Consider the following 21311-nt stretch of genomic DNA (forward strand, 5'->3'; position numbering starts at 1 on the left):
CCTTTCGGTTTCCAGGTGGAGACCTTCGACGGTGGCTTGCTGGCTGTGCTTCTCCCAACGATTTTATTGAGAACTTTCAATGACGGAAAAAGTCGTCGACGATGCATTGAGGCTAGCAGCGATTTATAAGGCCGACGTGGGAACGCAATGGAACACATATCGCCAGGCAGCAGCCAAGCTGTCCAGATTGTTCGAGACAAACCTGGCGCCACCGAGGATTGCCGAGGCTCTGGCCGTCTCGCGTTTGCCTAGGGTGCTTACAGGACTGTTCGACAAAGCCGGCTTGAGCAATGGTAACGCGCGCGCACTCCTAAGACTGGCAAGTCAGCGTGGAGAAAGCCTGCTCACTGCAAGCGCCGCAGAGATTGACACAACTGGAATGGACGCGAGGGATATTTTGCGTGCATTGCGATCGGGCGGCCAAGTAAGCTCACGAGCGGCTCCTCCGGGATTGAACGCGCCGCTCGCCATTGCAGCGTATTACCTAAGAGGCAAATTCCCGAGCAAAGGCGTCGCGGCGGCACATATGGGCATACCGCAATCCCGGCTTAGCGAGGACGGCTGCCCTGTCCGTGGGCTCGCACGGGCGTGAAGGCGCATGCGGGCAGGCGTTGGACAAACCTGAAGGGAGGAAACCGCGGAGAGCTCCGATGCGGTCGGGGTCGCGAAGGCTACGGTGATTGATGGCCCGCAATAGTCAGGGACGTTGCTGGATGAGGGGCCGAACTGTGTTTGGCGGGATGGGTCCTGACGGGTGACGAAGCGGTGCAGTCGCGCAATCGTGATCTGAAATCGGAGGTGCGAGGGATTGCGGGGAGCGACAGGCGCAACCGTCCGCTCGCGGGCCGCGTTGCCGTAGAGCCGACGGTCGGGTTGCTGGTCCGGAAACAGGAGCGCTCATGTCCCGCCCCGGGGCGTGGGTGGTGCCCGAATCGGTACGGTCCGCGCCAAGGTGTACTAACGACTCTTGCCAGACTTCGACCTATTGAACACATAGCCGGCGAATCCGTCCTTCAGATCGGGGTATTTCTCAATTATTGCATCTGACAAGTCCGCGCCGGGATCGATGCCTAACCGCCGCAACGTCAGTTTTCCCGCCGGCGTCCCTTTATAGGTCCGTCGCCAGTCATCCCGCTGCTTAGTCGTCGCAGCTTCATACGCTTCCCAACCGCGGCGGACTTCCTCCACCATTCGGTCTTGTGCGTGCACATCTTGGGCAGCGATTCGCAAAGCCATACGGGTTTGAACCTGCTGCTTCTGTTCCAACTCCCGTTTCTCTGTCTGCGCAAGACTCTCCTGGATCTGCACCATCTGGCGTTCAGCGTCGGATACGATCCACTGCTCCTTCAAAGCCTTCATGAAGAACCCCGCCGGGCTCTTCGATATATTGCCTAGCCTCAGGCTGAAACGAGTACGCTCGATCGCCTGCTCCAGACGTTCGTCGGTATATTTGTCTCGATCCGCCGCAATCTGATTAAGCTGCGCGCTGGACAGTCCGAACTCCTGCTTCAAGGTCCTGTATAGCGCTTGCGCTTGTTCGTGGGTGTGCAAGACGCGTTCGGCCAACTCTTTCCGCTCAATGCGGAATCGTAGTCGACCGATTTTCCGGGAGCCCGGCTCGTTGCGAGTCTCATAGGAGATCTTCAGATCCGAAACTTCATTGATCTGGTCCACGGCCGGCGCGAGCCAGTCTCGTTTGAAGTATTTGAACTCGTGCGCCTTCGCGCCCATTGCCCCTTGCCATGAGCGCAACTCCTCTAGCTCAAACCAATCGGTTGTGCCGTCATCCGCGTAGGGTAATAGGTGGTCGTACATCACCCGCGCGTAACTGAGCGTAAATAGCGACGTTATGCGCAGGCTTAACCAATGCGACTTTCCGGGACCACGTATTATTCCTACGAGGTCCGTCGGAACTCGGAACTGGAAGCGTCCGCCCTGATAGGAGATTCGGCCAATCAACTGCACAGAGCCAAAAGGCTTGGTTCCATCCGCGTCGGGAGCGGTGGTGGCTTGTATTAGCGCTCGTTGTGCTTCGGTGATGACTTGCTCAAGATGAGCATTGTTACGGCTGGAGTACCGCATGAGCCACTTGAAGTAGTCCAACTCGACGTCATACAGATCTCGTGGCTGTTCTTCTTGGGCGACGATGAAGTATGCCGCGTCTATCAACCGCCGAGCGGCCACGCCGAGATCAATGATGCGTATCAAGACGTTCTTTCGTGCGAATCCAATGTCGGAACGGGCGGCATCGAGCGGCAAGTCTTCGGCGTTCGCATCGTCGAATAGCGCCAATGCTAGCTGCCTAGACGTGGCCACTTGCCCCTCAGTCCCCATTCAGCCTCCCAGTCGTTGTTCCAGTTGCTATCGGACGGTACCGTACCGACGCGAAGGTGCCGTGTCAACACACGTTACCTCACCTTGCAGGGGCGATAGATCACAAAAGGCCTCACCTTGCCTGAATTGGCGCTCAATTCACCTCACCTATCCTTGCGACGGACCTCACCTTCTGGCCCAGATCGGGTCACCTTTAAGTGCAAAAAACCTCACTTAGTCGCTCAATTCACAGCACCTGCGACACATAACACCTCACCTTGATACTCTAAGTCACTGTTTATTAACAGATCGTGGCCGGCCGTTAGTAGTAAGTTAGTTTCTTTTATTTGAAAACATAAACTACTTACCCCATTGAGATGTGAAAGTGCACGCACGCCTGCAGAGATAACTAGGGGGCGTAGGCGCGTTGAACACGGATAGGCAGCGAACGATGGTCCGTGGAACTCTGGAAGGTGAGGTGAATTGTGCTTTGGGCAAAAAGGCGCTTAGGCCCGACGGGATTTACGCGACCAAGGTGAGATGTTTTGTGACAGCGGCCTACCGAAAACTGGAACGGCTCCCCGTCATCCGATGCCCGCATTTCCTCGGTCTCGGATTAAGTCATTGACGCGTAGGCGCTTTTTCTTGATCGCAGGGCCTAAACCCGCGTGTCGCATTCTGATAGCCATTCTCCGGTTTGGAAGGTATTCTACGGTTCTGTGAGACATCAGTATGAAACCGTAAAAACATGCGATGAGTGTGTAGATAACACCTCACCGTCAAAAGCGAAAGGAAATGCTAATGAATTTCAGCGAGTTGCCCGGCATCGACCGAAGTGTCAAGCTATCTGACCTCGGAGACTTCTCTGAGCGCCTATCGGTCATGACGAACGAACTGCGCGATCAAATCTTGGCGCCGCGGCCGCGAAAAACACCTCCTGTATTCACCATTGGGGAACTGTCGGAGCTTTGCGGAATCGACAGGCAAAAAATCAACTACCTAGCGACGAAAGAAGGTGGCAATCTGCCGCGCGGCGAAGCCCATGGCACCGGTCGAGCGCGGATATTCTCCCTCAAAGACGTGCGCACTTGGGTCCAGCAGGTATCAGACGTTTATCAAACGCCTTTGGTCACAGGTACGCGCGAACATCGTGGACGGGTGTTGATTACGGCGAACTTCAAGGGTGGATCCTGCAAGACAACAACGACAATGTGCATCGGCCAAGGGCTCAGCCTACGCGGTCGGAAAGTACTCGTGATTGACCTCGATCCGCAAGCTTCATTGTCCGAGTTGTGCGGTCTGTATGCGGAAAAGGATGTGACTTGGGAAGACACAGTGCTTCCGTATATCTATGACCCAACCATTGAAGGCGGTCTGGCTGCTAAGGTCCAAAGCACGTACTGGGACGGACTTGACGTTATCCCCGCGCATAATTATTTGCACGACGCGGAGTTCCACCTTCCGACGGCCCAGCAGACGAACCCGGGATTCGAATTTTGGTCCGTGTTGCGCAAGGGCATCGAGCCGTTGCGGACACAGTACGACTACATCGTTCTCGACACTGCGCCCTCGCTTTCATACATGACGCTGAATGGACTGATGGCGGCCGATTCGATGGTCATGCCCTTGGTCCCAGAGAGTTTGGACTTTATCTCCTCGGTATCGTTTTGGTCGTTGTTCGCCGAGGTAGCGAACGGATTCGTTGAACATGAGGTCGACAAAACGTACGACTTCATTTCGGTTCTGCTGTCGAGAGTGGACTACGGCACGACGTCGTCGGCGCCGGTAGTTCGCTCATGGGCGCAGCGGGCTTATGGCGATTGGCTGCATACAACGGAAGTTCCTGCCAGTTCCGTCATGAGTAACGGCGCACTGGCATTTTCGACGGTGTTCGACTTGTCGCGAGCTGATTCAGTGGCCAAAACGTTGGCGCGCGTCAAGTTGCCGCTGATGGAATATTGCAAATGGATCGATGACCAATACGTAGCTCAATGGAGGGCCGGGCAATGAGTCTTCGCGACCGCATGATGAACAAGACTGCTGACGTACGGGCAGCGAAAGACATAAAAATTGAGCAACAAGACAAGCCCTCTACCCCGCGCACGGCACCTGGAATGGCCGGCGCTTTGGCAGCCGCACAGCAGCGTATCGTCGAACTGGAGAAGTCGGGCGCTGCTTCCGAGCTGCCGGTGAACGAAGTCGTACCCAATCCTTGGCAGCCGAGGCAGGTTTTTAACGAGGCTAAGCTTGCGCAGCTCGCCGAATCAATACGTGAAGCGGGGCTGGTCCAGCCCATTGTGGTCCGCCGGGCTAGGAACGGTTATCAGATCGTGGCTGGCGAGCGACGCTGGCGAGCGCACAAGATGATTGGTAAGGAGTCGATCAAGGTTGTCATCATCGAACTGTCCGACGAAGAGATGGCGATGTTGGCTCTGGTGGAGAATGTGGCGCGTGAGGATTTGTCCGACTATGAGATTGCGCGGTCGATTCGGCGCGCAGAAAAGGAATTTCCAAGTCGGAAACGTATGGCAGAAGCGTTGGGAATGTCTCGCTCGGAGCTCTATCGGTTCTTGGCGTTCGGCGAGTTGCCGGATTTCGTCATTCACGATTTGGATGTCCAACCGCGACTTATCGGCGCGCATGCGGCGGAAGGAATGGTGTCGGCGCTTCGCGAGAAAGATTCGAGTGCGCTCGAACTTGCTCGGGGCCTTTGGAAAAAGCTAGTCAACGGCGAGCTAGACCAGACGAAGCTGGCAAGGGCGCTCAAGGTTGCAATAGACGGTGACGGGAACCAGTCTGTTCGCGTTAGTGATCGAAGCATCGAGAAGATCTTCTCCGGTAAAAACCAGGCGGGGTCGATCACGAAGGACGCCATCGGCTTCACGGTAAAGATCAAGGCGGGGATGCTGTCCGCCGACAGGGAGCAAAGGATCCGGGCGCTTATCGCCGAACTTTTTTCCGCGAGCCACGGCAATCCCGATTGAAATGTTCCCGGCGTCCGGTTTCGCGACGTGCCGCGCATAGAGAATGCGCTGTAATGTTTAGCAACTGCCCTCGCAGGGTTAGGCATTGTGTCCCCAGTGGGGACACAATGCGGTTGTTCTCGCGGCACGCGATTGTCAGCTCAGGCGTCCGCGGGCTTTCCGCCGTTAAGCAGGGCAGCGAACATGGTCCCGGTGCATCGTTTCCGATGTCAACCTTAACCACTGCCCTCAGTCGCGAATCGCCGCTCTAATTGACAGTCGGCGGACACGGCGATCTGTCTGCCGCAAGGTCGCCGCCCTGACACGAAGGCCCAGTTTTTGGCTGCGCCGTTCGATAAGGCCGATGTCGACTCTCATGCATCTGCAATAGCCCCGCACCGGCGATGCCTGCCGTTGCATTTGGCGAAATTAATGAAAACGTCAGGTGAGGGGCAGCGGTCGTGATGTTCCCTTCTGCTACCTTCTGTCCCCAATGGGGACACCCCCAACACCACAAAAACACGAATCGTCTCGGGGTGGCCGCCGCCGACCGCGGACATCCGGCGCTTGGATGCCTTGGCCATTACCTTCGCCGGCCGCTCGGGACCATAGCTAGCATGCCGAGGCATAGTTGTCGCATCTCCGCATTGGCTCTCTTGGGTGGCCTCTAGTTTCTGTCGACGACAGCCATTAGTCGCCGGGCCGGGCCTGCCAGTAAGATGTCATCGCTGACTGCCCGACCGTCAACGGACGCGCACGTAGCCGCCGCGTCGATGAAAACGGTTGCGCAACCGTGCCGGGTGAAGCTCCGGACGCGCCTCGCCCTAGGGTGACGACAGCCAGAGCTTCGCCAGCTTCGGCGCCGCGTCTGCTGCTTCGCGGCGTACGCGGTCGATGTTTCTTATCGGCCAACGCTGCAATTAGCCGGGTGGCAAGCAAGCGGGGGATCGCGACTGGAGATGGTAATCGAGCGCCAAGAGCACACTGTGGCGCCAAACGTTCCTTCGCGCCGTTGCCCACGACGCACGGCACATAGACGCAGCCGGTTGAGCGCCCGATTTACGGAGCTCTGCATCGAACACTCGCTTCGCGCTTCGCGCAGATCCGCCTCTCGTCAGTTCGCTGCGCTGCGCCTGCAGGTGGTTTAGCAGCCCCGCCGCTCTATCAACGAACGCCCTGCTTGGCGAACGCGCTGCGGTCGAGGTAATTCTTCGGCGCCGAGCGTGGATGCTGATGGGTCTTGTTGGCCCGCCGAGAATCTGCTATCTGCAAGTCATCGTGCGCACAACCGGTGTCTTTAGCAGCGTTCGATGTGCGACCTTTTGAGCAATAAGATCGAGGTAAGGAAACGTCGCGCTGCACAATGCCCGCGACGACTCAGGCCGCAACTGCGGCATCCTCAGGCCGACACCTTGGGAACCCGCTCGCGCTTCGATTAGAAGGCCGTCACCGTCGAGGTGCACTCCAGTTAGGTCGCGATCCGGCGCGCGGGACGTCGCCCCGCCGGATGTCCAGGACGCCGGAGTCGTAGAAGGAAGGGCCCGAGGGCTGGACGTCGCAGGCGGGGTCGGCGGCGACAAACGCGGTCACGGGGCATTTTTTTGTCGCGGCGGTCTTGCACGCGACCCGCTGAACCCAAGGTGCTGGGCCGGGCGGGCTCGGTCACCCGGCCCTTGAAGGTAGCCCGCGGAGAACGCGACGCGGTACCGTTCAATCGATGCCTCGGCTTGCTCCATTGTGCGCGTCGCACCCTGGCCAACGCCCCATCGGGCTCACCAAGGGAAGTGATGTTGGATCTACGGCGCACTGGCCCGGGTGGGCGTGGAGCCGAGCCCGTGGCAAGATTTGAATGCGGCGCGAGCGAAGGAACAGCTCAACAGTCATGTATTCGAGGGGAAGGTACGGAACGCAGAGCCTCGCTACGTTCGTACTCCGAAATAACTGGCTCGCGTCAGAAAGATCCAGTAGAACGTCGCGTGAAACAGGCGGGTAAGTAGTCCGATGCTCGCAAGTTCCTGTTTCACTTGGCAAATTTGCGCTCGCCGTATAAATGTTTCACGCCGATCGGTCGACATGGGCTGGCGACCCGCTCCCGGGGGCAATCAGATATGTTCCGACTGGTTCGCTTTGCCGCCAGCGCAGAAACGTAACGAATGCTACGTGTTTTGTAGGGGGTGCCCGCCGGGGGCCGAGGCGGTCGTCAAGCCGGAGCGGGAAATTGCATCGTCTCGCACCCGCCAGCGACAGTCCACACGAACGCCTTTAGTCCGCCACCGACGACGGGTGTTCACGATCACGAGGAGGGCCTCGAATGACAAGGACGAATCAAGCAAATGAGCAACGGCTTCGATTCAGCCGACGCTGTCCAACCGCGCATGTGCCCATTGAATACCCGCCAGTTCCGCTATTGCTCGGTTTCGAATTCGCGGAGGACACCGGACGCTGCCAGACCATGTTGTCTTTGGTGACGGTGCCGTTTGCAGCGTCGCGATCGGCGTGCATGTTTTTGTTCTGCTGCAGAATGCCATGGCCCCAGAGCGTGTAGCCTTGATGCTGTTCGCTTCGCATCAGCGTTCGATGTCGACGCGTGCGCGACGCCGTCCACCCGCAATACGTTGCTCTCGTGCGTCACCTGAAGCGGAATGTCGCCGGAGCTTGGCCCCTCGTCGGTGCCCGTCCGCCGCGACTGAGGCCTCCGGGCCGGGCGCTGCCGCAACCATGCGGCACTGCAGTTGGCGACGCCCGGTGTGCATGCTCCCGCGCCGATGGATCGGTGCGCGGACCGGTTGTAGCCGCTGCGTGTCGCCTCGCACCTCAGGCGGACTCTACACTTCAACGTACCGTGCGCCGGCAAACGCGGGAAAAAGCGGTTGCTACAAGGAACATGCCGTATCCGATTATTATCGTCATCCAATTTCCGGCTCAGAGACGCGGCCGCCGGACCGCAGTGATTGCCCGCTGACGCAGGCGGGCGAAAACTTCATTAAGATGTCCCGCAAATTTCGCACAAGTGGATTACACGGCCATGCGCCGCTATGCCATCGCTTCAGGCGAGTCCTGACGGCGCCGTGGCCAACGAAAATAGAGCTGCTCCGGTAGCACGGACCGTCGCGGAACGAGGACGCGTGGGGAGGGGCTGGACGCCACCATCGGCAAGCGCGGCGAAACCTCGCTAGAAAAATCGAACCGTCATAAATACATTTTCAAACAGCCTGACTTCCGGGCGAGGAGGGCAGGTGTTTCTGCCACGAAAGTACCTACCAAAAAGGATGTTATTGCCGATGGACCGAGCGTCGGCGCGGGCGTAATCGTTGACTGCCTGTCTTGCCTTTTTTGCCTGCCGTGAAGCGCGGGGCGATGCCCCAGACAACTCCTCGTCGGCACTGCAAGCTGAGCGATCGGATCCGCTCGTTAAACACATGTCCGATGCTGAGACCGTCGCCGGCGGTTATAGGAAGTCTGTCGAGATAAGTAAGGATAGCTGACCGTCCGGGATCAACGTGAGGTGCGTATGCTCCGGTATCGCGTACCGCGATCGATGGGGCGCTTGATGTGCTCTTGCCGCGCGAGGTAAAGGTGCTGCCATACGTTTCGGCATCGCTACGGCATCGGACAGTACGCTACAGGAACCGGGGAAACAGCTCGACTTAACGCCCGAACGGATCCGGTGGGCCGAACGCAAGGCGATGCGAAAACTGATGCAGCGGGGCGTGCTGACAGGCTAAGGTAATTTCTAGACCATTGCGCCCCGGACCCCGGCATTGGCGTGATGTCGTCCTGGAGGACAGGATCGGCAGTTTCCCGTCGATCGGAAGAGGGCGATCATTCGTGCGCACCGTGGCCGGGCTGGGCCGATGTGCTTCCCGTGTCATTGCAGATCAGCTCACGGCACGCTACCACCGCCTCATAACAGGACTGCCTGCTGCAAAAGCTCCAGCGCGTTGAGCTCGTCCAGTCGGCCCGTGCGTGCCTTGCCTGCCAGCGTCTTGAGCAATGCCTCTGCGATCGGCGCGATGCCATGAAGATGGTCAAGGCTCGTCACAGACGGCGATAGCGACTCGCGCGATTGCGGAGGACTTGCGGGGGCCGCGAGCGACTCAGCGGTCGCCGCCATGGCTGCCGCCGGTTCACCATCACGTTCGTCAGATTTGCGACCGGCAGGCTCGTCGGGAGCATCAGCGACGTGATGCGGCTGGCTGACGACGATCATCCCTTTCTCTGAGGCATCTGCGGAACCGGACGGGCGGTCTTTTGCACCGGTCCGAACGTCCGCCCGCGAGCGCCGCGCGTTCGCCGTCGCATCGGCGGGCTTCGCCGAAGCGCGATCTGCCATTGCGGTCGCGAGGGGCTCCTTCTGTTCAACGGATGCACGGCCGCGCGCGGCGGGCGTGAGCAAACGCGACACCGACTCCGGGATGTCGGGTTCCGAACGCGGCGCGTCCAGCCAGCCAGCTGGCAAACCAAGCCGTTCGGTGAAACGGTTTGCTTCAACAGTGTCGAGCCGTTTTTTGCCATACAGCCGGTGGGCCATGTTCGATCCGCTCATCTTCATGACCACACCGAGTCTTGCTTTCGATCCGTTACGAGCCGTCAAAACATGGAGGTTCGCGCGTCGAATTTTCTCTACGTCGCCACTGTCGTCTAACGCCAGTGGTCGCTGCTGGTTTCCCCCGACAGATGTCCTGGGTTTCGAAGGTGAACCTTTTCGCGGCGCACGTGGGGCAGGCGGTTCCGCCATCTGGCTTCGACTGTTTCGGACGGCCCTGGGCGAGTCGCCCGTGGCTTTTTTCGGCATCTGCGCTTCTCCCGACAAACTGTATTCAGGATATGGTTGCTGGCCGCCGTGAATGGCGGAAGGCGGCATGGGTGGTTCCGACACTGTTTCCGGCTCGTCGTCTACCTGGACAAACTCGAGCGGCGATTTCAGGCGGGCGATGGTTTCGGGCGCAAGCGCAGGATTGGGCTGGTCAAAGAAACCGTGAGGCAAACCCAGCGTGGTTTCCATGTGAAAGGCGGTCTCGGGCGTGAACCTTTCACCCTTCGTCAACTCGGCCACTCACGCCATGTTCGATCCCAGTCCCAGGGCGATATTCTCCGCGCCTACCGTATCCACCAGAAACTGGAACGATCGTGTCTTGAAAATGGAGGCAGTCTGGGCAGAGTCCCGGGCAGGTGCATTGACGTACGGCGGTCTCGGCCGGTTCGGCTGGGACTGTTTGACGTGACGAGGTTGGCGCTGGCCGCTGTCCCGAGATCCCGCATATCGTCCGCGGGTTTGACTCATATAGTAGGGCTCCATGCGATCACTGGTGTGCTGAGTGCGATTATAGATGACGTGATGCTGGCATTGGATGCCGAACGACGCGATAGCGCGAAAACAGAGGCGGGGCATCCGGCCATGGGTGTGGCTGGTTGACGTCCGCACTCTCCGGTCGCGATCTGGTGATGCTGGCCTGCTAAGCAATGCAATAGCCAGCCTTTTGCCGGTCACACGAATCGTCAAATATCAGGCAGCGATGGAAGATAGATGCGCCGGCTCTCTCACGTTCAACGCAAAGCGCGGCTGGCGGTCGATCCGTCGGTGGTTAGCGACTGGCGGCTGGCTGGTCAGTCCGCCCCTCGAAAGTCCGGCCGAACTTCTGCAGGCCAGAATGATTCGGGATGCCAGGCATTTTCTGCGAACGTGCCATTAGTGATGCACGAGATCTGCCGATCTCCGAAGCACCAGGCAGCGCATACATCACCTTGGCGATTCGCATCGCCGGTATCGATCGATCGGGAAAGCCTGCTCGCCGGTCGGCGCGGTTATTTTCTCACTTTGCGTTTCGCGAGGACCTGCATTCAGACAATGCGCGTCCCTCCTATCACGAAGAACGGAGAGTTTCTGTGCTGCAATGTCGCCACTAGCCATTGATGACAGCGTTCATCGAGCGGCGGATGTCGCCAATGCCTGACGCAAGTCCCAAGGGAAGAGGTCCCGGATAGTGACACTTAGTGACACTGCCTGTGTCATCACGGATGCGCGCGACAGAACGTGAGGTGCTGACTCCGTATGGACCTGACCGCTTCGATCCGGGATTGACAGACGCGGCACCACTTTGCCTGCCGGCGTGTCTGCGGCCAGCTCAACGCGGCTTCACCTCTTAACCTCGTCCTCCGTCTTGTCCGGCGGGTGGTAGGGCACCTTCACCGTAGCGCTGCCAGACGGCGTTGGCAACGCATGTCGCCCCCGCCGCGGCGATAGCTCTGTATGGCCTTCGTGCGGTCCTGGGTAACGCTCTTCTCTTCCGCACCCCACGCGCCCTCCCAGTAAAGCCCCAGATTGTATGCTGAGGCCTTGTGGCCCAGTGAGATGGCCTGCTCGTAGAGCGTGAGCGCGCGGCTCGTATCGGCCGGCATGCCCCGCCCAAGGCGTGCGCTATCGGCCAGCGCTGCAGCGGCCATGCCGCGAAGATGGCCGTCCGCGGTCTCATCCTTCATCACGTCTTCGAAGATCGCATTACCTCTCTCAAGGTCCGCCTCGCCTCCGGTCGGTGTGACGAGAGAAATGGCCATTGCCATCCGCCAGGCAGGATGCCGGTTAGCACCGATGCGCTCAAGCAGCCAGCGGCCGAGATGCGGCGCGCGATTGAGCGTGCTGGTGAGAAGAGCATTGGCGATCGCGGCGAGCGACTCGGGCGACAGGAACCCGGTCTTGTTGGCCGCGATGACGTGACGGGAAAACTTCTCGACATCCAGAGTAGGGTCAGCGAGGCGCAACTGATGCCATTCACGCTCGATCGTTCCTACCCAGCTTTGCATTTGCATGGTGAGCAACACGTTGGTGAGGAATGCACCTGATTCTAGCTCACCTTTTGTGAAATGCAACTTTCCGGAGCTCGTGCGTCCTATTCGCATGAGTTCGCCATGGAGGGTTGCCATCGTTTCCCCGTCCCAGTCAGATGACGATTGAGCAAAGCTTCAATCTTTGTGCTGTGATCCAGCGCGGCGGTCACTCGTGCACAGAGTTACGAAGCGTTGGCAGGCACTGGCGGCTCCTGCAACATCAACGTGATGGCGCAGACCGTAATGGATGATCAGGCATGGATGCGACGGTATTCATGTCGCGACTTGTGGCAAGATCCGAACCGGATGGCAGAGACGGGTTCGCGAGCCCCTAGGCAAATGTGTTTGCCAGCCTGCTTCGCGCGACGTTGGAGAAGGAGGGTGTCCCGCGATGGCTGATGCATTTGAACTCGTTGCCCTGGCGTTGCCCGGCGACGTCGCCCCGGAGTCACTGCCCGCCATCGTCCGCCAGTTCGTCGCGGATTGCTGGCCCGGTATGAGCCGCAGCCAGTTGATCGCCCGCGCCCGGCGCCTTGCGTTGCGGCCGTCGCTGCGCGCCTATCGCCCGAGTGCGCCGGGAGACATCGGACGCTTTGCGCTCACACTTATGGCGGGCACGCAGACAGTCTCCCTGATCGCGCATTTACGCCGCGTCACACAGCGGCGCGCATCCGCACGCAGTCGCAAGGCGGTCACCGCCTCGCGACCGCCCGCGCGCGATCCGCGTCAGACGTCGCTGTTCTGAAAGGGCGCCGAACTCGACGACCTTCATCGAAGGTGGTGCCACGCAGGTGCGCGAGTTCACGAGCACGATCGAGGCCATGACGCCAAAGAAAGATCTACGGCGGGCTTCTGCACGATGCCGCGCCACGCTCGCGTGCCGCTGCCGACGAGACACGTCGACGATCCAGACTGAGGACGCGGTCCGCAAGTTGTCAGAAGACGATTGATTGCCGGGATTCGCCGTTGATCGGGAGGATCGCCTCGCTGTTTCAAGCTTCGCCCCATCTTTCACGAAAAGAGGCTCTTTTGCCCGTCTGTTCGTGTAACGGCGGGTTTCAGCATAGGCGTATTCTTTCACGCGTCACGAAGCAACAGGCGTGATCGGGGTAGCGAGGAGAAGAGCGCGGCCCCGCGGCTTCAATATGGCCGCGGGGAATGCGACGACATCTCTGCCGTGCCCTGAATGAAGCAGCGCTTCTTTTCCTCGACTGGAGCTGGAACGGGAAGGCAGGCATTCATGCAACCGAGGCGCTGTCGGCGGCAAGCGCTTTGCATTCGACGACAGAAATGATCGTTGCCACGGCCATCCTTATCGAATCGGCGCTCTCGGCAGGCGATGTGGAGCGCGCCGAGCTCCACATCGCGTCCTTGTGCGAATTGCTGAACGATCGAGTACCGGGTCGCCGGAGCGACGCGGTACTCGTGCGTCTACAAACTCGGTTCCCGACGATTACAACGGTAATACCAACGCGAACGCATTAGCCTTGACGGATGAGCGGTCGAAATGGAGATCTGATATGACGCACGTTGTGGTGGAGCGCAGCTTTCCGATGCCTCAGTCGGACGAAGACCTGGCGGTGGCCGAAGATCGGTTAGCGCCGTGTAGCGAGCTTTATGGTGTCGTGTGGAAACGCAGCGTCGTTTCGTCTGATCGCAGGCACATGATCTGCGAGTACGAAGCACCCGACGCTGAAACGGTCCGGAAAGTTCAGAAAGAAGCAGGCGCCGTATTCGATCATGTCTGGTCCGGCGTGATCATCGGTGGCTGATGCGACGACAGGTTTCCAGACGCCGTGCAACTGTCGGCACGGGGTGCGCAGAGTAAATCGCGCTAACCTCCGGACTTCTGAACATGGTGGATCAGAAAGGCTAGCTGGTGCCTGTCACAGTTGCCATGCGGACCTTACCTGTCAATCAGTCGATCCGCGGCTGTGGGCATTGAAACTCGATGCCGGAAGCAGTTTCCTCGATGTGGCGCGAGGGCGCGGCTATCTTTCGCGTGTAGCAGGCAAGCTGCGCTACGTTGCGGCGCTGGTTGAACTGGGAAGAGCAAGGTAACCGAGGGCAACCGGATTCCTGTCTGGAATCGCCAGAGCGTCGCTCTCGCATGGAGTCGATCGGCTCAAATGCAGCGGCATCCGTTTCGCGGTAGTACACCGAATACGAGACCGCTTCCGCCCACTTTACTTCGTCCGCTTTCGCGGCCACCGGAGCAATCGATAGATCTCTTTTTATCATGGTGAGGTGTCGCAACCGGGCAGGGGAATGCTCGAAAAGGCGAACTGAGTTCGGCGTGCCAGCGGGAATGTTCGTGGATGCCCCACGTCAGCGTCAAGCCATTCATCAGCGCTCGGCATGCCTGCGATAACAAGTCGTCTATGGATTCGAGTGGTTCTATTTCGATCAGCTAAGTACTCTGGAAACTGGCCATAAGCCAGCTATTCTGAGATGTAGTGATGCATCCTGGCGCTTCGCAGATTCCGTTTACTCTCAACGTCAGGAGTGCGAATGTCGGCTCATTGGCGCATGGGGCAGCGGGAGGTTGCTATGTGCAAGTTGACTGGTCGGGTCGCACGATTGCTCGCCTTCGCTGCTTGTGGGGGATTCGTGCTGGAGGGTCAATCGAAACCGGTTTGTCCCACCTACGTGGAACTGCAGTCCGGCACGATCTTCGATATCGCAAAACTGGTTGAGGACAGCGGGTCACCGGCTGCGGCACTTAAGAAGGCTCGCACCGATCTGGCGCAAGTCAAAAGGTATGGCGGGTGCAAAAGCCTGGAGCACACTCGACATTATGGGGAGTGCACAGAAATAGTAGCTGCAGCCGAGGAAGCAATCAGCGCCCTGGAGCGTTGCGTGAGCGAGGATGCCTCGAACGCCGCTAATCCGACGGCGGATGAGTAAATGCCGGATGGAAGAATGCCGGTTGAGTCGAGCGCGAAAGAACGCGCTCGTTTTTTGTCCCAGTTGAGATACCAACAGTGCTGGAACTTCGCATTCAGCGGATTCGCGAATGCGCGACAACTGCACGGCTGCACTTCACGTGTGCCGAGCGCACGTTGATCCTTCGAGCGTTCGAAGTCCAGCAATTGGTGCCGTGTCCACTCTCGCGATCTCGTGTCGTGAGAAGAATTTGAAATGAATCGTATGCCAGTGCACGAGTGTAGATACTGCGCTCGGGGACGAGCCAGAAGTCGACTTCGCGAATCGTCGAAGGATGCTGGCGACGAACGGGCCTGCAATGCCTCACTGACGAGACCGGCGTCATTCATTCGCACGGCCGCCAACGCGAGGTTGTATGTCGCGGTCGGATTGTTAGGGTCGAGCTTGCGTGCATGGGAATAACTGTCGATGGCATCCTGCCATGCACCCGATGACAGATAGACGCTGCCTAACGCAATCCACACGGCGGGATCGCCGAGCGCCAGGTGGGTCGCCCGGGCGGCATAGTTTGAGGCTTCAGCATCGTCGCCCAGAGAGCTGAGACAATTGCTGCCTTTTATAAGTCCACATAGCTTGTTGCTCTGTGCGATTTTCTGCTAAAGGGCATTCGGCGCGGTGTTCAGTGCACTTGTACGGTTCGACGACGGGGCGGCGACGGTCAGGCAGCGAGCGGAAGGGGACTCCGATCGTGACTCGGTCGTTTGCTCTGTCACGCGTTAGGCGAGTGTCGATATGGGAGAGACCGCCTGATGCACCCCGATCGCGGGTGAAGAGCATTTATCGAGAAGACCTGCGCCTCATGTTTGCGAGCAGGACCACAGCGGTAGAAAAGGTCTAGATGTCCTGGAGCATCTACTGTGAGGCAGTCTTCGCACGGCCAACTTCACCCTCGAGGATCCACAAGCGCTCTTCTGCTGACCGTCGCTCGACGCGAATTACCCCCGTTCCCTGTAAGTGGCTCAAACTACCACTCGCGCCAACAATCTGCCAGAGACCAAAGATGAAGGGCCGCGGAGCTTCGTGCGACTCAGGAACATACTGAAGATGCATGTGTAACCGCATGGTGAGGTTGTCACCTGACGGAAGGGTAAAGACCAGATAGCCCGGGCCACCTCCGCTCGGTTCCGCCACGTTGCTGCCATCTGCGGCGGCTTCTTCAGTCGGGACTTCGTGAAGGCCCCAATCAAGCACCGTTGCATCCTCAAGCAGGCCCTTGCTGGTCACCTTGCCGCTTTGCCTGAGCGAAGCGACGTAACGTCCGCTGCCTTCGCCAAGCTCCAGCTTGTCATATTGATTGGGCATTCCTCGCTCACCTGTTTTGAGGTTCACAACGAACTCTAGCCTCACTGGGTCTGCGTGAGCGAACGGCGTCGACAGGATGCCAAGAGCCAGGAACACTTGTCGGATTAATTTCACGGGAACCCTCCGATTGCGTTTGCGTCGACTCTCGCAGAGACGAACTGGCCTCGTCCTTCCACGCCGTATCACTGTCGGCGAGTATCGGGCCGCAGGCGGACTTGTTCGGCGACTTCAACGGACTCCTGCAAAAGACGGTTTGCCGTTGACACGTCAACGACTGTTTGCCGTAAAAGCACACCACAGCGGCCGGCGAGCCAAAAATTGCAGGATCAGTCGGCCGGTCCCACTGACGGCGCGCACCTCTTTGGCGCACAGATACCGAAGATCACTAGTACGCAATCTGCGATCGGCAATTAGTCCCTTTCCCGGACATGATCACGGCGACCGCATCGACGGAGTTGCGTACGGCGGGCAGTGGTGGAACCCGGCACAACACATCAAGTAGCTCCCGGCCCGGTTCGGACGTTTGGCAGATCCGTCTCGAGCGACAACCGGGGTTGTGTTCAAAGCCGTACGCATGACGCATATCGATCGTCCCGTCAGCGTGATGGGTGGCCCAGTTCGGACCGCAGAGATAGCGTTCATTTCAAAAGATCGCAGGGCCGCTAAGAGGTCGCACGCGGTCGTTGCCCGAGAGATTGTCCGCAGCCCACCTCAATCGCCGAGTGCGATGCCTTCACGTCGAGGGTCTGCGCCACCGGCCCAAACCTTGCGGCCGTCGACGCTCTCTTGCCGCATGATCGCCTGGACACCGCTCGTCATTTCTACCTGCGACACCTGGTGACCGCGAGCCTTCAGTTCGTCCGCCAACACTGGTGTGACAAGCCCCCTCTCCAGCTCCGTCGGTCCGTTGCGACTGCCGAAGTTGGCCATACCGACGGCCGTTTGCACGTCAATGTTCCAGTCGAGCAGCGCCACGAGCGTCTTCGAGACGTACTCGATGATTTGCGATCCACCAGGCGAGCCAAGGGCAGCAAGGAACTGGCCGGTTTCGCGATCGAACACTAGGGTCGGCGCCATTGACGAGCGGGGACGCTTGCCCGGCGCTACCCGATTAGCGATGGCTTTGCCGTTTTCCGTCGGTAAAAATGAGAAATCGGTGAGTTGGTTGTTCAGCAGGAAGCCGTGAACCATGAGGTGCGAGCCGAAGTACGATTCGATCGTCGTCGTCATTGAAATCGCGCCTCCGAGGTCATCGACAGCGACGATTTGCGACGTGGAAGTCCGAAGCGGAGAGCGGTCCGGCGCAAAGGCGACCTTCGCACCCTCGGGCACGCCAGGTTGCGCCTTGCCCATGCTCTTTTCATTGATCATTGCCGCCCGGTCCGCCAGGTAGCGGGAGCTCGTGAGACCGGCTATGTCGACTTGCACGAAGTCGGAATCGGCCACATACATGCCTCGGTCCGCGTAGGCAAGGCGATCGGCCTCGGCGATCGCGTGCACGGCATCGGGCTGCGCTTCGAACAGAGCAGGAGTGGTGACGGGCAACGGCCTCATCGAAGCGAGCGCATAGCGCGGATCCCGCTTCGAGAGTGCCTCGAGAGTGCCGAGAATCTGCGCTATGGCGATGCCGCCGGAAGAGGGCGGCGGCATGCCGCATACTCGCCAGCGCTGGTAGTCGGTGCATAACGGAGAGCGTTCCTTTGCCCGGTAGGATCTCAAGTCTGAAAGAGACAGGGCGCCTGGATTTGCACTGCCGTTGACCTGGGCGACGAGGTCGCGCGCGATGGACCCTACATAGAACGCGTTCGCGCCACCAGCTGCGATCTGCTTGAGTGTCTGCGCCAGTTCGGGATTGCGGACGATCGTTCCCACCGGTTTGGCTTTGCCTTGCGCGTCCAGAAAATACGCGGCCATCTGTGGAGATCCGGACAGGAACTTGTCAGCGGCCACTTGCGTATAAAGACGCTGAGAGATCGGAAAGCCCTTCTCGGCTAATCGAATGGCAGGATCAAAAAGCGTTGCCCAGGGAAGCCGGCCGTGCTTGCCGTGCGCCAGCTCGAGTGCACGCAACACGCCTGGAGTGCCCACAGAGCGTCCGCCAATCTGGCCTTCGCTAAAGTCCATGGGTTGGCCGTCAGGGCGAACGAAGAGGTTTTCGGTCGCATCGGCCGGCGCGGTCTCACGGCCGTCATAGGCGTGCACGCGCTTGCCGTCCCAGTACATGATGAAGGCACCGCCTCCGATGCCGGTGGCCTGCGGCTCCACCAACGTCAGCACGGCCTGCATGGCGATTGCGGCGTCGATAGCAGATCCGCCACGGCGCAGGATCTGGCGTCCGGCCTCGGTGGCGAGAGGATTCGCCGCTGCGGCCATGTGACGGCCGGCATACACGGTTGCCATGCCAGTCCGATAGCCCGATGAAGCTTCGGGAGCAGCCGGTGTCGTCGGCGTGGTCGGCTGCGGCGCTGAAGCCACGACGGGCGGAGCCTGGACCTTGGAGGTATCCTGTTGCGTCCCGCACGCGGCTGCCAAAGCGCTCCAGGCGACAGTCGCAAGGGTACGGCGGAATCTGTGCTTCGGCACCCGTGCGGTTGCCAGATTGGGTTGCGCCATGATCTTCTCCTCCGACGTGCGCAAATGACTCGTTATTGCGGCGAGCGCGCTTAGCGCTATCGAGGTGAACTTATGTTCTCAACGTCTGCTTGCTTCTGGACGGTCGCTACACAGGGGCCGGTGCCCCGCCGAACCTGGTGTCGGGCGTGTCAGGGGACCGTTTCTCTCTCCATGCCAATGTCCGCGATATTATTGACTGCCCTTCGATGGTTCGCTTTTATCTCGCGGCAACTTGCGCTGGCTCATCGTCCCTTGGTCAGTGTTTCCCTGGGTGGAATTGCCATCGCGGAGTCCAGCCTCCGACGCAACCTTGTCCATGAGCGCACGGTCCTCTGCGTCACCTTGTTCTGCGCGCGCCGTCATTGAAAACGCCATTAAAGCCAGTACCAATGCAACGAATCTCATATCGCACCTCCTGATGGATACCCTTCGACCTTCCCATCTTTTGAGATATGGATATTCACTATAGTAAAGATGCCGTCTGCGTTCGATGCAAGGGAAACCGTAGTCACGTTGGTTTGTGCCGCCCACTTTCGCTCCGCGTTGGGTGCGCAATCGTGAAGCGCTTGAACGACGTCGCCGAGTCGCTACCAAGGCAACGAGCATGCCAAGGCCCGAGTCCGTTGTCGGAGCAGTCCGAACGGTCGTCGTATCGTAGAGACATGGCCATTGCTGTAGCGTTTCATTGACTCCACCGGGTCACTGCACGATGTGTTTCGCACACCGTAATGGGCTGCGCAACTTGGCGCGGTCCTATGCTTCTAAAAGCATGCGGGCGTAAATCGGACAAACTATGGCGGACAGTGGCGATTCAGCCTGGCCATCCTCAACGGAAGTCTCCCGGACAATCCTGACGTACTAATCCGTGCCACAGCTCGCCACAGCCCATCGGCCAGCTGCTACTGGCGTACGAAAACAGTCAGGGCGCGTCGCGACCCTTCCGGTTGCCCCTTCGCATGGCTCAAGATAATCGTCCCGTTCCCGCGATCGTCAACTACCCCAGAACGCTGTTTGCGCGTATTCCTTTTGCATCGTGCGCGTTGACAGTAGGGCACCGTGAACGATGTTTCCTCTGCCATTGGCTCACGCACCGTTGCGGAGCTGCCTGTCTCCGAGGGAATCCCCTTGTTGTCGCAGCGGCTCGCCGAAGCTCTCGAGGCGAACGGTATTTAAGGCTCTGTGCGGGTGACGCTCATTGTGTTGCTCGAAGGCAGCAGCCGAAGACAGAAAAGGAGCTATCCGCATGCAGATTGTCCCGCCATCCTGATCAATATCGCTTGCCGAAATGGTCGCGAATGTCACGCTGAGCGTAGGTAGTTGTTCATTGCGGAATCGATTCTGTAGGCGTTCTAAGTGAGCGAATACATGAACGACGCCTGAGTGTCCTTTTGGCGGAAAGGGCAGTCAATATGTCTGTCTGTATTCCTTGCGACACGTCGGTGGACTTCTATACTTCAGGCCGCATGGCAAAGCAATATGTAAAGGCCCGTGAAGACCTCGCCGCCACACATCACATTCAGTGAACTACGCCGCTGGAAGACTGTTAGACGGATAGGGTTCCTTCGCATACGATTGTCATTGGAGGAATTATGGCTGGCTCACATGGCTTTGTACGAGGTCTTCATAAACGTTAGCTCATCGAGTATCAGCGGAGCGCGGTTTGGTCGCATGTTTCGAACACTGCCTCGCGAGACATACGACAGGGGCGATCTGCTCACGCTGTCGAAGGAACTGATATAACTGGAGACGGCCCATCTTCGAACTTCGGCGGATCCGATCCGGACGAATTCAATATTGTCCGCGAGGGACCGGACGTCGTCGAAGGCAGCGTTCCGTCCAATCGGCAGGGCGACCCGAACACCTTGCTCGACACCCAATATGGTGCCCTCAGCCGCCCGACGAGAATCCAACCCTGCCAGCGGGATATACATACTGCGCTTGGATATTAGCTCAAGTTGCCGGATTCTTCGGTTTGCCCGTCACCCGGCGCCACGCCTTCACAATGGCGTTCATTGCCCGGTCCACATCAGATTGCGTCGTCGCCCACGAGATAACTGACACGCGCATGACGCACATTCCTCTCCATTCCGCGCCCGAGAAGAAGAAGCTGCCCTCTGTCTCCAACCGAGTAATGACATCCCTCGTCGCCTGGTCGGATTGCTCGGATACCTCGGCCGAGCCGAATCGGACAAGGAACTGATTAAGCTCTACCTTGTTGAGGACACAGATACCCGGTTCCTTGGCTAGCCTGGATGACATTCGTTCAGCAAGTTGGCAATGCCGTTCAACCATCGCCGAAATTCCGTCCTTGCCAAATGCGCAGAGCAAGGCCCATGTTGCAAAACCTCG

The 21311-nt window shown here is 59.0% G+C and carries 12 protein-coding genes and 2 pseudogenes; 6 read left to right on the top strand and 8 right to left on the bottom strand.

Going from position 1 to position 21311, the window contains the following annotated elements; genetic code table 11:
- The first annotated feature begins 79 nt into the window (after window positions 1-79).
- A complete protein-coding gene (locus F759_RS0131425; protein ID WP_027803334.1) occupies window positions 80-592 on the top strand; it encodes a hypothetical protein in 513 nt (170 codons plus the stop codon).
- Window positions 593-957: 365 nt separating this feature from the next.
- Here the strand turns inward: F759_RS0131425 and F759_RS0131430 are convergent, their stop codons facing one another.
- Window positions 958-2334: a replication initiation protein gene (locus tag F759_RS0131430; protein WP_027803335.1), complete on the bottom strand. Its 1377-nt coding sequence runs from the start codon at window positions 2332-2334 to the stop codon at window positions 958-960.
- Between the two features lie 780 nt (window positions 2335-3114).
- On the opposite strand from F759_RS0131430, the gene F759_RS0131435 reads away from it, so the two are divergent.
- The gene (locus F759_RS0131435) at window positions 3115-4323 is read left to right on the top strand and encodes a ParA family protein (RefSeq protein ID WP_027803336.1); all 1209 of its coding nucleotides are present in this window, start codon (window positions 3115-3117) and stop codon (window positions 4321-4323) included.
- Window positions 4320-5297: a ParB/RepB/Spo0J family partition protein gene (locus F759_RS0131440; RefSeq protein WP_063829681.1), complete on the top strand. Its 978-nt coding sequence runs from the start codon at window positions 4320-4322 to the stop codon at window positions 5295-5297. The genes F759_RS0131435 and F759_RS0131440 overlap by 4 nt, the downstream gene beginning before the upstream one ends.
- 3883 nt (window positions 5298-9180) lie before the next feature.
- Here F759_RS0131440 and F759_RS39120 read toward each other — a convergent pair.
- Window positions 9181-10560: pseudogene (locus F759_RS39120) on the bottom strand (hypothetical protein).
- Window positions 10561-11462: 902 nt separating this feature from the next.
- The gene (locus F759_RS0131455) at window positions 11463-12083 is read right to left on the bottom strand and encodes an SEL1-like repeat protein (protein WP_027803338.1); all 621 of its coding nucleotides are present in this window, start codon (window positions 12081-12083) and stop codon (window positions 11463-11465) included.
- Window positions 12084-12492: 409 nt separating this feature from the next.
- On the opposite strand from F759_RS0131455, the gene F759_RS0131460 reads away from it, so the two are divergent.
- The 3 genes from F759_RS0131460 to F759_RS43475 all read left to right on the top strand — a co-directional run bounded on the left by F759_RS0131460 (window position 12493) and on the right by F759_RS43475 (window position 15008).
- Window positions 12493-12846, top strand: a complete 354-nt coding sequence (locus F759_RS0131460; RefSeq protein WP_027803339.1) for a hypothetical protein — start codon at window positions 12493-12495, stop codon at window positions 12844-12846.
- Window positions 12847-13621: 775 nt separating this feature from the next.
- The gene (locus tag F759_RS0131470; RefSeq protein WP_027803341.1) at window positions 13622-13873 is read left to right on the top strand and encodes a DUF4242 domain-containing protein; all 252 of its coding nucleotides are present in this window, start codon (window positions 13622-13624) and stop codon (window positions 13871-13873) included.
- A gap of 739 nt (window positions 13874-14612) precedes the next feature.
- Window positions 14613-15008: a hypothetical protein gene (locus F759_RS43475; RefSeq protein ID WP_051377522.1), complete on the top strand. Its 396-nt coding sequence runs from the start codon at window positions 14613-14615 to the stop codon at window positions 15006-15008.
- On the opposite strand, the gene F759_RS45290 is transcribed toward F759_RS43475, so the two are convergent.
- The 5 genes and pseudogenes from F759_RS45290 to F759_RS43100 all read right to left on the bottom strand — a co-directional run.
- The gene (locus tag F759_RS45290) at window positions 14897-15637 is read right to left on the bottom strand and encodes a tetratricopeptide repeat protein (protein WP_084534401.1); all 741 of its coding nucleotides are present in this window, start codon (window positions 15635-15637) and stop codon (window positions 14897-14899) included. The two genes, F759_RS43475 and F759_RS45290, sit on opposite strands and share 112 nt — an antisense overlap.
- Before the next feature lie 262 nt (window positions 15638-15899).
- Entirely contained in the window at window positions 15900-16463 is a 564-nt protein-coding gene (locus F759_RS0131480) for a hypothetical protein (protein WP_027803342.1), read from the bottom strand.
- Window positions 16464-17060: 597 nt separating this feature from the next.
- The gene (locus tag F759_RS0131485) at window positions 17061-18962 is read right to left on the bottom strand and encodes a gamma-glutamyltransferase family protein (protein ID WP_027803343.1); all 1902 of its coding nucleotides are present in this window, start codon (window positions 18960-18962) and stop codon (window positions 17061-17063) included.
- Between the two features lie 189 nt (window positions 18963-19151).
- On the bottom strand, window positions 19152-19367 hold the full coding sequence (locus tag F759_RS0131490; RefSeq protein ID WP_027803344.1) for a hypothetical protein: 216 nt from the start codon (window positions 19365-19367) through the stop codon (window positions 19152-19154).
- A gap of 1545 nt (window positions 19368-20912) precedes the next feature.
- Window positions 20913-21311, bottom strand: a pseudogene (locus tag F759_RS43100) (aspartate aminotransferase family protein); the annotation flags it as partial.

Source organism: Paraburkholderia dilworthii, assembly GCF_000472525.1.
Lineage (GTDB): Bacteria > Pseudomonadota > Gammaproteobacteria > Burkholderiales > Burkholderiaceae > Paraburkholderia > Paraburkholderia dilworthii.

What these genes read in the sequence shown, in the direction of transcription:
- F759_RS0131425 (WP_027803334.1), top strand. Translation starts at nt 80, where the DNA reads ATGACGGAAAAAGTCGTCGACGATGCATTGAGGCTAGCAGCGATTTAT.
- F759_RS0131430 (WP_027803335.1), bottom strand. Translation starts at nt 2,334, where the DNA reads ATGGGGACTGAGGGGCAAGTGGCCACGTCTAGGCAGCTAGCATTGGCG.
- F759_RS0131435 (WP_027803336.1), top strand. Translation starts at nt 3,115, where the DNA reads ATGAATTTCAGCGAGTTGCCCGGCATCGACCGAAGTGTCAAGCTATCT.
- F759_RS0131440 (WP_063829681.1), top strand. Translation starts at nt 4,320, where the DNA reads ATGAGTCTTCGCGACCGCATGATGAACAAGACTGCTGACGTACGGGCA.
- F759_RS0131455 (WP_027803338.1), bottom strand. Translation starts at nt 12,083, where the DNA reads ATGCAAATGCAAAGCTGGGTAGGAACGATCGAGCGTGAATGGCATCAG.
- F759_RS0131460 (WP_027803339.1), top strand. Translation starts at nt 12,493, where the DNA reads ATGGCTGATGCATTTGAACTCGTTGCCCTGGCGTTGCCCGGCGACGTC.
- F759_RS0131470 (WP_027803341.1), top strand. Translation starts at nt 13,622, where the DNA reads ATGACGCACGTTGTGGTGGAGCGCAGCTTTCCGATGCCTCAGTCGGAC.
- F759_RS43475 (WP_051377522.1), top strand. Translation starts at nt 14,613, where the DNA reads ATGTCGGCTCATTGGCGCATGGGGCAGCGGGAGGTTGCTATGTGCAAG.
- F759_RS0131485 (WP_027803343.1), bottom strand. Translation starts at nt 18,962, where the DNA reads ATGGCGCAACCCAATCTGGCAACCGCACGGGTGCCGAAGCACAGATTC.
- F759_RS0131490 (WP_027803344.1), bottom strand. Translation starts at nt 19,367, where the DNA reads ATGAGATTCGTTGCATTGGTACTGGCTTTAATGGCGTTTTCAATGACG.